At 36.7% G+C, this 12,293-nt stretch carries 7 protein-coding genes; 6 read left to right on the top strand and 1 reads right to left on the bottom strand.

What is annotated here, in order from left to right; translation table 11 throughout:
* Positions 1-9: 9 nt before the first annotated feature.
* The gene (locus tag ACQKNX_RS15010; protein ID WP_427429564.1) at positions 10-1,398 is read left to right on the top strand and encodes an aldehyde dehydrogenase; all 1,389 of its coding nucleotides are present in this window, start codon (positions 10-12) and stop codon (positions 1,396-1,398) included.
* A 24-nt stretch (positions 1,399-1,422) separates the two neighbouring features.
* Here the strand turns inward: ACQKNX_RS15010 and ACQKNX_RS15005 are convergent, their stop codons facing one another.
* Positions 1,423-3,027, bottom strand: a complete 1,605-nt coding sequence (locus ACQKNX_RS15005) for a two-component system sensor histidine kinase NtrB (RefSeq protein ID WP_427429563.1) — start codon at positions 3,025-3,027, stop codon at positions 1,423-1,425.
* Positions 3,028-3,298: 271 nt separating this feature from the next.
* Between ACQKNX_RS15005 and ACQKNX_RS15000 the strand changes: the two genes are divergently transcribed.
* The 5 genes from ACQKNX_RS15000 to ACQKNX_RS14980 all read left to right on the top strand — a co-directional run bounded on the left by ACQKNX_RS15000 (position 3,299) and on the right by ACQKNX_RS14980 (position 12,161).
* A complete protein-coding gene (locus tag ACQKNX_RS15000; protein WP_427429562.1) occupies positions 3,299-4,765 on the top strand; it encodes a UDP-N-acetylmuramoyl-L-alanyl-D-glutamate--2,6-diaminopimelate ligase in 1,467 nt (488 codons plus the stop codon).
* 288 nt (positions 4,766-5,053) lie between these two features.
* Positions 5,054-6,631, top strand: coding sequence for a peptide chain release factor 3 (locus tag ACQKNX_RS14995; RefSeq protein ID WP_427429561.1), 1,578 nt, complete (start codon positions 5,054-5,056; stop codon positions 6,629-6,631).
* Between the two features lie 273 nt (positions 6,632-6,904).
* Positions 6,905-9,958, top strand: a complete 3,054-nt coding sequence (locus ACQKNX_RS14990; protein ID WP_427429560.1) for an efflux RND transporter permease subunit — start codon at positions 6,905-6,907, stop codon at positions 9,956-9,958.
* Between the two features lie 20 nt (positions 9,959-9,978).
* Positions 9,979-11,064 carry an SDR family oxidoreductase gene (locus ACQKNX_RS14985; protein WP_427429559.1) on the top strand — a complete coding sequence of 362 codons (1,086 nt, stop codon included), beginning with the start codon at positions 9,979-9,981 and terminating at the stop codon, positions 11,062-11,064.
* A 332-nt stretch (positions 11,065-11,396) separates the two neighbouring features.
* Positions 11,397-12,161, top strand: a complete 765-nt coding sequence (locus ACQKNX_RS14980) for a TerC family protein (RefSeq protein WP_427429558.1) — start codon at positions 11,397-11,399, stop codon at positions 12,159-12,161.
* Positions 12,162-12,293: the final 132 nt, after the last annotated feature.

Here is a 12,293-nt window from a genome sequence, read left to right as displayed (position 1 = left end):
TGTTTATTTATGAATTTTACGCCACAAGATGTTGAAAATATGATTACAGAGCAGCGACAATTTTATTTTTCTCGCGCTACAAAAGATGTAAAGTTTCGAAAAAATCAATTAATGAACTTAAAGAAAAGTATTTTAAAGTATGAAAAGGATATTTTGAATGCATTGTTTTTAGACTTAAGAAAAAGTGAGTTCGAGGCATACGCAACAGAAATTGGAATTGTTCTGGATAGTATTTCTTATATGGTGAAAAATTTAGAGGAATGGGTGAAGCCTGAAACGGCTAAAACGCCAATTCACCTTCAAATGGGGAAAAGCTTTATTGTTCGAGAGCCATATGGTGTGACGTTAATTATTGGGCCATTTAATTACCCATTTCAGCTTGTGATGGAGCCTTTAATTGGTGCAATTATTGGTGGGAATACAGCTATTGTAAAGCCATCTGAAACGTCTGTGCATACAGCAAATATTGTGAAAAAAATTATTGAAGAGACATTTGATCCTTCTTATATACGTGTTGTAGAAGGTGAAAAGGAAGAAGTAACTGCACTTATTCATGCTTCGTTTGACTATATATTTTTTACAGGAAGTGTAGCGGTCGGTAAAATAGTGGCAAAAGCGGCAGCTGAACGCTTAACTCCGATAGCACTCGAACTTGGTGGTAAAAGCCCAGCAATAGTCGATCAAACGGCAAATTTAGAAGTTGCGGCAAAACGAATCGCTTGGGGAAAATTTACAAATACTGGTCAAACGTGTGTAGCTCCAGACTATTTGCTTGTCCATAAAGACGTTTATGATCGATTTATGAAATTGTTAAAGGACACTGTCCGTTCTTTCTATGGGAAAAATGCGATGAAAAGTCCGGATTACGGTCGTATTGTGAATGTAAGACAGTTTGATCGTCTGCAAAAAATTTTAGTGGAGGAGCGGGACACAATTACATATGGAGGGCGAACAGATCGTGATGATTTATATATTGAGCCTACCATAATTGAATATGTGAAGTGGTCAAGTCCTTCAATGCAAGATGAGCTATTTGGACCTATTTTACCAGTTATGGTATATGATGATTTACGACTTGCCATACATCAAATTCGTCAATTGCCTAAACCATTAGCTGCTTATTTTTTCTCTGAACATGAAAAAGCGATACAATACTTTTTAGAGGAGCTACCATTTGGTGGTGGCTGTATAAATGATACGGTAACACATGTCGGAAATCAGCATTTGCCATTCGGTGGGGTTGGTCCTTCAGGGATTAATGCCTATCATGGAAAGGCAAGCTTTGATAATTTTACACATCCAAAATCGATATTAAAAAAATCTTCAAAGCTCGAAACAAATATTCTTTTTCCGCCATATAAACAAAAGGTTAAGCTTATTCGAACTATTATGAAGTAATGCTGAGGGAGGTGTCTTGTACGTTTAGACACCTCCAACCTCATTGTTTTCTGCTGGCGGTAATTTTATTTTTATAGTTGAACCACAGTTTAACTTGCTTTCAATAGCAATAGTGCCGCCATGTTCCTGAATAATCTTGTTTGTTATGAGCATACCAAGGCCGGTTCCTGTTGACTTGGTCGTATAAAAAGGTTCAAAAATACGCTTAATCAGTGCCTCGGACATTCCAACACCATTATCTGTAATTGTCACCATAATTAATCCTTCCGCATCTTTAGCAATAAAAATAATAATTTCTCCTTCAGTTGTACGTGCTTCAATTGCTTCAATGGCATTTTTAATAATGTTAATGAATACCTGTTTTAACTGATTTTCATTAGCTAAAATTTGGTTATCTTCGCTAACAATATGTAGTGAAAAGGTAATGTTATGCTTTTGAAATTCGAGATGAAATAGATGACTAATACTGTTAATCACGTCGTCAATCGATACGACTTTTAATTGTTCAACATGAGGCTTGGACAGCACTAAAAATTCACCAATAATTAAGTTAATTCGTTCGATTTCAGATTGAATTATTTCGGTATATGCGTAGCAGGTTGAATCTTTTTCCGTACTCATCATTTGAACAAAACCTGATATAACGGCCATAGGATTACGGATTTCATGTGCTACCCCAGCTGCTATTTCGCCTGCCATTTTTAGCTTTTCTGATTGTAGTAAAAGTTGTTCATTTTCCTTTTTATAAGAAATATCGCGTGAAATAGCAGAAATAGCTATTATTTTGTTTGTGCGATCATAGATAGGCGAGAGTGAAATTTCGACATCGAAAACTGTACCATTTTTACGCATATCTTGTGTTTCTAACAGTTTAAAGCTTTTTCCTTCTAATAGACTTGCATAGCGCTGTTCAGCTTCCAAAACATTTTCTGGAGGGACGAGAGGGATGCTCTTGCCAACAATTTCTGCTCTTGTCCAACCATATACTTCCTCAAAAGCAGGATTTACATCAATAACGCGATTATCTAAACTAAAAACCGCAATACAATCATTTGCATGTTGGAAAAACAAATGCAAATAGGCTTCTTGCGAAAGCAACTCTTGTTTTTTCTGTAAGTTCATCTCATTTAGTCGATACCAGAAATGTTGTAAATGGCGAGATTGAATCCAACCTACAATAGTGAGTAACAATACAACAAAAATAAATGTTTCGAAATACCGTGCATGGACAATAAATTCACTGGAAATCCGGAGAAAATGAGAAAGAGCTATAATTTCCAGCAAAGAAACAATACTAATTAAAGTATTCAATTTTATCGATTGGTAAATAGTTATTAATAATATATAGAAAATAAAGCAAATAAAACTAGTTAAGGAAATGCTGAAAATATTAAGATAAACGATGGCTATATTGCCTGAAATAATTATTACCCATTGCATTGCAATTGGTTTAATTTTAAAAATTTTACCAGCTAGTAGAGGTAGAAATATTATTAACAACACACCGATCAGTACTTCGAGGTTACTATAGAGATCTAACATAATGAGCACTCCATAGGCAAAAATAGCTGTCACATAAAATAGCAAGATAATCTCATTGCGCATACGTAATAATTCCAATTGTTGCATATTTAGCACCTCAATTTTTAATCGATATTCCCATCATACATGATTCATTGTTGTCGATAAATGCCGATTTTTGATAAGATAGGAAAAATCCAACTTAATTTTTAAAATGGTAGCGTTTTCATTTAAAAAACGTTTCGTGAGGCATTTCATTTCTAGGCGAATAAGTAGTAAAATAAATTCATTAGGTAAGTGGGGGTATTCAAATTGTCTTTTTTTGTCGAAAAACAAGAAATGATGAAATGAATGTTGAGATTGATTGGAGGACTATGAAATGTATGCAGAGGAATTGTTAAGTGCATTACCTTTGAAAAAAATAATTGGCGTGTTACCGGATCAAGTGACGGATATCGTTATCGGATCTCGAAGTGTGCAACCTAACAGCATGTTTGTATGTATTAAAGGTTACACAGTGGATGGCCATGATTATGCGCAAAGAGCTGTTGAAGGTGGTGCAACTATTGTTGTCACAGAACGAGAACTACCATTAGCTGATGCGATTGCACAAGTTGTTGTGAAGGATACAGATCGTGCAGTTGGTTTGTTAGCTGCTAAGTTTTTTGATTATCCTTCAAAAGATATGACAATGATTGGTGTAACAGGGACGAATGGTAAAACATCTGTAACAGGTATTATTCAAAATATCATGCACGGTATGGGCGAGAAATCTGCATTATCAGGAACAATTGGTTTTAATTTAAATGGTATTTTATATGAATCGGCAAATACTACAAGTGATGCATTATCGACGCAACAAATGATTTTCCGTGCAAAAATGGAAGGCTGCCGTTTAATGACAATGGAGGTTTCTTCACATGGATTAGCACTTGGTCGTTTAGCTGGTGTTGATTATGATGTTGCCATTTTTACGAATCTTACTCATGATCATCTTGATTTCCATGGTACGATGGAGGAATATGGAAATGCAAAAGGCTTATTATTCTCTCAACTTGGACAAGACTTAGAAAAAAATAAACTAGTTGTGCTCAATGCGGATGATGCTTGGTCAGAACGCTATGCAGCAATGACACCGTTCCCAGTATGGACTTATGGATTAAACGATGAGACAGCTGACTTCCGTGCCATTAATTGTGAGTACCATGATTACATGACTTCATTTGATGTAGTTATGCCTGAAGGAATATTTCCTGTGAAAATGCATTTACTTGGTGAGTTCAATATTTATAATGTTCTTGCTGCAATGGTTGCATTTTATGGCAGAGGCTATTCAATGGACGCAATTATTGAACAGATAGAGCAATTACCACCAGTAAAAGGACGTATGGAAAAAGTATGTTCAGATTTGCCAGTGCAAATTTTTGTCGATTATGCGCATACACCGGATGCTATTGAAAAGGCGATTGCTGCAGCTACGCCATATAAAAAAGGTAAGCTTATTTTCTTAGTTGGTACAGGTGGTAATCGTGATAAATCTAAGCGCCCTGCAATGGCTGAAAAAGCATCTGCAGCTGATTATGTAATTTTAACGACAGATGACCCGCGCTATGAGGATTACGATAGTATTACAGGTGATCTTGCTAAAGGTATGCTGCATAAAAATTATGCCTGTATTGGAGACCGTGCAGAAGCAGTCCGTCATGCAATAGAGATAGCTGAACCAGGGGATATGATTATTTTTGCTGGTAAAGGACATGAAGATTATCAAATTATTGAAAATACAAAATATCCACATAATGATGCAGAAATTGCTATAGAGGCAGGACACTTAAAATTTGTCTAAATTAATTTGTGTCACAACCTTTTAAGTGATGAAGAGGAACAGCTAGTCAAGAAGATATTTCTTCCTACAAGCCCATCCTTGCAAGTCAGCGTAGTGGAGGCTTCTACACTCGCACAAAATGTAAACGTATTGTATATGATTTAATGAATAAAATATTTTTAATTGGCAGTCTAAACCCTTTTAGTAGTGACTAAAGGGTTTTCTTTTTGGTGAAATCATGTAAAAAGGTTGTACGAAGGGCTAGACTTCTTTTATTATTAGTAGGTATGAAAAAAGGAGAATGAAGAGATGACTTCAAATTTAGAAAAAGATATATTAGCACGACGTACGTTCGCTATTATCAGCCACCCGGATGCTGGGAAAACGACGATTACGGAAAAGCTTTTACTTTTTGGCGGAGCGATTCGTGACGCAGGTACAGTAAAAGGTAAGAAATCAGGAAAATTTGCAACATCGGACTGGATGGAAATTGAAAAACAACGTGGTATTTCGGTAACATCTTCTGTTATGCAGTTTGATTTTAGTGGTTCACGCATTAACATTTTGGACACACCTGGACACCAAGATTTCTCTGAGGATACGTATCGTACATTAATGGCAGTAGATAGTGCTGTTATGGTTGTAGATGCGGCTAAGGGGATTGAGGCACAAACATTAAAACTATTTAAAGTTTGTAAAATGCGCGGTATTCCGATTTTTACATTTATCAATAAATTAGACCGTCAAGGGAAAGAACCGCTTGAGCTAATTGAAGAGCTTGAAGAAGTGCTTGGCATTCATGCCTACCCAATGAACTGGCCAATCGGTATGGGGAAAGAATTCCTTGGTATTTACGACCGTTATAACAAACGTATTGAGCAATTCCGTACGGATGAGGGAGAACGTTTCTTACCAATCGATGAGAACGGTGAGTTAGCAATTGATAATCCGATGAAAGTCACTTCATATTACTCACAAGCGATTGATGACATTATGCTACTTAATGAGGCAGGGAATGCCTATTCTGAAGAAAAAATCCGCCGCGGTGAATTAACACCTGTGTTTTTCGGTTCTGCTTTAACAAACTTTGGGGTACAAACATTCCTTGAAACGTATTTAAAATTTGCTCCAACACCTCAACCTCGTATTACAGAAGATGAGCAGTTCATTGACCCTGTTGAGCATCCAGAGTTTTCGGGCTTTATTTTCAAAATTCAAGCCAATATGAACCCTGCACACCGTGACCGTATTGCCTTTGTACGTATTGTATCTGGTAAATTCGAGCGTGGTATGAATATGACGCTATCTCGTACAGGTAAATCTTTTAAAGTGACACAGTCTACACAGTTTTTAGCTGACGACCGTGAAACAGTTGATGTAGCGGTGGCTGGAGATATTATTGGTTTATATGATACAGGCACATATCAAATCGGTGACACTGTCGTAGGTGGCAAGAAAACGTTCCAATTTGAAAAATTACCGCAGTTCACACCAGAGTTATTTGTTCGCGTGACAGCGAAAAACGTAATGAAATCGAAGCAATTCCATAAAGGGATTTTACAATTGGTGCAAGAAGGTGCCATTCAATACTACAAAACGCTTCATACAGAAGAAGTTATTTTAGGTGCAGTTGGTCAATTACAATTTGAAGTATTTGAGCACCGCATGAAAAATGAATACAATGTTGAAGTAAGAATGGAACCAATTGGTTCAAAAATGGCACGTTGGATTGAAAATGAAGAAGATGTAAAAGAATCGATGTCTTCAAGTCGTTCAACGCTTGTAAAAGACCGCTTTGACAATCTTGTTTTCCTATTTGAAAATGAATTTGCTATGCGTTGGTTCTCAGATAAAAACGAAAATATCAAATTATATAGCCTTCTATAAAAAGAAACACGAATCGACATTTCATCGATTCGTGTTTTTTTACAAGGAAAATAAGCGATTGGTGTAGAATATATACAATATAAGGAAATGGTTATAGTTTTTCTTGGGAAATAATGAATATTTCAATGGAGCGGAAAGCGTCCGCCTGTAGCGTAATGATGGGAATAATTTTATTTTTTAGGATGAAATTGTTTCAACATAATGTATTAATTTATAAAAAATCCCCCTTTTCGGCTATCATAGGAAAGAAGAGAAAGAAAAGGAGTATATACAATGAACATTAGTAACTTTTCGATTAAAAGGCCTGTTTTTACACTTGTTTCGATGCTACTAATAATTATTTTAGGTGGCGTCTCATTGTTAAAAATCCCAATTACTTTAATTCCCGAATTAAATCCACCCATTGGTGTCGTTGTTACTTCCTATCCTGGTGCGAGCTCAACGGAAGTAAATGAAAAGGTAACGAAACCTTTAGAGGCGACATTGGCCACCTTGCCAGGCATTAAAAAACTACAATCTACCTCGCAGGAAGGTTCAAATTTAATTGTGCTAGAGTTTAATTGGACAACGAATATCGAGGATGTTCAACTCGATATTTTGCAGCGGATTGATATGACACCTCTACCAAGCGATGCACAAAAGCCAAGTTTTTTAAAATTTGACCCGTCACAGTTTCCAATCATTCAGCTTTCTCTACGTGCAGTAAATGATCAGGTGGACGTGCGTATATTAGCGGAATCGTTAGAAAAAGAGCTTCGTCGTACTAATGGAGTTGCGAGTGTAAACGTATCCGGCAAGCTGGTAGAAGAAGTACAAGTAACATTGGATGAATCGAAATTAATTGCAAAAGGCTTAACCCAAGCTGATATTATTCAAATCATTCAAACGAATAATGTGTCACTACCTGGAGAACCTGTATTAACTGCTGATGGCAAAATGTTGACGACACGTATTATTAGTACGTTAACAAAACCAGAAGATATTGCGGATTTAATTGTATCCGTCAATCCGATAGACGGTGAAACACTAACGGTAGGAGATGTAGCGACCGTCGAGCGTGCGGAGCAAAAATCATTAACAGAAACGCGTGCTAATGACCATCCAGCTGTATTAATGTCCGTTTTGCAAGAGTCTGGGGCAAATACTGCTGAAGTATCAAAAGCGTTCCAACAATCTTTACATGACTTACTAGCACAAGAACAATACAAAGGTGTAGTAGCAGACATATTAGTAGATCAAGGTAATTATGTGAATTTAGCGATAAGTAACATAGGTTCTTCATTACTATTAGGCGGTTTATTTGCAATGCTTGTGCTATTTTTCTTTTTACGAGGTGTGAAAAGCCCAATTATCATTGGTATTGCAATACCTTATTCTGTTATCGTCACATTTGTATTAATGTATTTTGCTCATTTCACGCTCAATATTATGACATTAGGTGCGCTTGCATTAGGCATTGGGATGCTCGTTGATAATGCAATCGTAGTAATTGAAAATGTGGAACGACATTTAGGGCTTGGTAAGAACCCAATAGAAGCAGCAATGCAAGGCACTAAGGAAGTGGCGCTAGCAATAACAGCATCTACATTAACAACTATTGCTGTGTTCATTCCAGTAATGTTTATAGAAGGTTTAATTGGGCAAATCTTTACAGAATTTGCACTTACGATTTCATTCAGTTTAATTGCCTCGCTATTAGTAGCATTAACAGTTGTACCAATGTTGGCAAGTCGTCTATTAAAAATGAAAGACCAAAATATAAATGAAATTCGAAAAGCATCGTCCTTTTATAAGCACTATAATGCATCCGTTGTTTGGGTATTAAAGCATCGTTTATTGGTCATTTTTTCGGCTGTTATCCTTTTTAGTTTATCGGTGTTTGGCTTATCGAGAATTGGTACGGAATTTTTACCAGCAACAGATGAAGGTTTTGCTTCTATTAGTGTAGATCTTGACAGAGGGGCTGCCGTTACAAAAACGGAACAGGTTGTCGCTGCAATAGAGGAGCGTTTAAAAGAAGAACAAGATGTTGACGTCTATGTGAGCCTAATTGGCGGTACGCAGCAGTCGCAATCACGTGGACAAACAACTGCAAATCGAGCGGAAATTTATGTGAAGCTAGTACCACTTGCAGATCGTAAACGCTCAATTTTTGAATTTGTAGAAGAGGTAGAAAAGGATTTAAACAATGAGCTAGGTGAGCAAGCTGAAATTACATTTAATATTTCTACATCGTCAGGTTCATCTCCAAATACATTGACATTCCGATTAACCGATTCAAATGAACAACGTTTACAAGAGTCAGTTGAAAAAGTACAGCAAGCGCTAAAGCACATTAACGTTGTCACAAATGTAATGACGGATTTAGATAATACAGTTCAGGAAATTCAAATTGAAGTAGACCGTGAAAAAGCTAAGGATTACGGCTTTTTACCGGCACAAATAGCCCAAACGGTTAATCAAATGACAAAGGGACAGCTGACAACTCAAATGATTGCTGATGATGGAGCTGTGTTATCGGTTTTTACAGGCTTTGGACAAGCATTTAATGAAAGTGTTGAGTCCTTAAAGGCAATGGAGATTCGTTCTCCTGCAGGTCTATTTGTTACGCTTGATGAAATCGCTAACGTATCTATACAAGAAGGGCCAGTATCCATTAGACGTTCTGATCAGGCTGCCGCAGTCGCATTTTTCATTGATTATACAGCGAAGGAATCACTAGGTGGTATTTCAAAGGAGGTCGATAAGGCTCTTGAAAAAGCTAACTTACCTTCTGAAACGCAAGTTGTTTTTAGTGGCGATCGAGAGCTTTATGATAGTGCAATTGATGACATGCTTTTAGCCGTTGCTTTGGCTGTAGTGCTTGTTTATATTGTAATGGCTGCGCAGTTTGAGTCATTTAAATATCCTTTCGTTATTATGTTTACAGTACCACTTATGATTATTGGTGTTACGATTGCAATGTTTGCTACAAAAACACTACTTGGTGTGACATCTGTTATTGGTATTTTGGTTCTCGTTGGCATTGTTGTGAATAACGGAATTGTACTTGTCGATTATATAAATCAGCAAAAGATGCATGGCATGAAGTCATATGATGCGATTTTACTTGCTACACAAGATCGACTGCGTCCAATATTAATGACAGCATTAACAACAATATTAGGTTTGCTACCACTTGCACTTGGTATTGGTGAAGGTACTGAGATGAACCAGCCTATGGGCATTGTTGTAATTGGTGGGCTTATTACTTCGACTTTGCTGACATTATATATAGTGCCAGCTGTTTATAGCTTAATGGATAAAGAAACTAGAAAATTGCCTTAAGTACAAGGGGGAAATGAGATATGGGTGTTCATTTTTTTACGGGTTTTCCAGGATTCATTTCAAGTCAATTAATACGAGAGCTATTTCAAAAAAATAAAACACAAAAGGTTATCGCAATAGTGCTAGCAGGGGAATTACCAAAAGCAACTGTTGAAAAAGGCAAGATAGAAGTAGACTATCCTCAGTGTACGATACAGATTGTCGAAGGGGACATTACACTACCTAATTTAGGGATGACAAATCAAGTAGTACAGGAAATACTGCCTCAAATTGAAGTGTTTTGGCATTTAGCAGCTATTTATGATTTAGCGGTTCCTAGAGATATCGCTTGGAAGGTCAACGTACATGGAACAGCGATGGTAAATGATTTTGTACGTACACTTCCAAATTTAAAGCGGTATATGTATTTTAGTACAGCATATGTTGCTGGGCTACGTGAAGGGATTTTACGTGAAAATGAATTAATCCGACCGCCTGCTTTTAAAAACTATTATGAGGAAACAAAATATGAGGCAGAGCATCGTGTAGAAGATTTAAAATCGGAGATTCCTATAACGATTATTAGACCAGGAATTGTGCGTGGACATTCAGAGACTGGGGAAACGATTAAATTTGATGGACCATATTTCTTTTTAAATATGGTGGATAAATTAAAACGGTTACCGGTTATACCTTATATAGGGCTGTCGAGCTCAGCTATCAATGTTGTGCCGGTTGATTATATTATAAATGCCGCAACTTATATAGTGGAGGAGAAAAGTGCAGAAGGCAAAACGCTACATTTAACAGATCCGAACCCACACCCTGTACAAGAGGTATATCGCACAATGGTAAAATTATTAACGGATCATTATCCTAAAGGACGTTTTCCTTTATCGTTAGCAAAAAAATCGTTAAAAGTACCTTTCATTCGTAAGTTGCTAGGTGTCGAGCAAGAATCTTTAGATTATTTAACTTGGAATGCTGTCTTTGATACAGCAGAAGCGGTTGCTATTTTACAAAAAGGAAATATTACATGTCCTGATTTTATACAAACAATGCCGAAGATGGTTGATTTTTATCTAGCACATAAAGACGATAAAAACTATCATATTCAAATTAAATAATGATGGATTTCTTTGTCAGCTTTAAATGATAGTGCTATAATAAACGAACAAAAGAAATATCCTTAGACATTTTGTTAAAGGGGAGTAGCTAGCAGATGCGAGCGATGCATCTGATTTCACATTCGTCAAGACATGGTATTACCATCGGGTGTGATAGCAAATGTTGTTGCTTTGAAAAAGGTGCAATGCCGATACCTGTAATGAGAGAAGTGACAAATATAAATTTGCTTAGCAAGACCTTTGCCTTCTTTCAGGCATGGGTCTTTTCTTTTGCATTTGACTAGTAAATGATCGCAATTTTGGGTATACAGAGTTTAAAGGAGGAACAGAGGATGGAAGCAATATTATTACAATATGGCTGGGTATTGATTGTACTAGTTGTATTAGAAGGATTATTAGCAGCAGACAATGCGGTTGTAATGGCTGTTATGGTGAAACACTTACCGCATGACCTACAAAAAAAGGCACTTTTTTACGGATTATTTGGAGCATTAATATTCCGATTCTCTGCGCTCTTTGTTATTACAGTATTAGTTAATTACTGGCAAATTCAGGCGGTTGGAGCAGCCTACCTATTGTTTATGTCAGCTAAAAATATTTATGACTTGAGAAAAGGTAAAGATGAGGAAGAAGAAAATGATGAGGCAGCTGTGAAAAAGGGATCTGGCTTTTGGATGACTGTCTTAAAAGTGGAGGTTGCCGATATAGCATTTGCAATTGATTCAATGCTTGCTGCAGTTGCTATTGCTGTGACGCTTCCACACTTAGGTAATTTTGATATTGGTGGCATTAATGGTGGGCAATTTATTATTATGCTATTAGGCGGCTTTATCGGCGTTATAATGATGCGTTTTGCCGCGCAATGGTTTGTAAAAGTTTTAAACGACTATCCTTCACTTGAAACTGCTGCATTTTTAATTGTTGGCTGGGTTGGGGTAAAACTTGTTGTTTTAACATTAGCTCATGAAAAAGTGGGTATATTACCTAAAGAATTTCCTCATTCAACAGGCTGGGAATTAACATTCTGGATTGTGTTAATTGGTATTGCTTTTGTCGGTTATTTAGTAGGAGTACGTAATAAAAAACAAACAAAATAACCGCTTGTAATTTTTTGTAAATATTAATGAAATTATTTTTAAATCCGCGTTGCTTTCTGCGGGCAAGGCACGAGCGTATCGCTTGCAACACTAACTGAGTCATGTGCGCTTGCTTTTCCATGCGAAAGTGTA

The organism is Lysinibacillus sp. NPDC093712, assembly GCF_050280025.1.
GTDB lineage: Bacteria > Bacillota > Bacilli > Bacillales_A > Planococcaceae > Lysinibacillus.
This window is presented reverse-complemented; position numbering and strand designations above follow the sequence as displayed.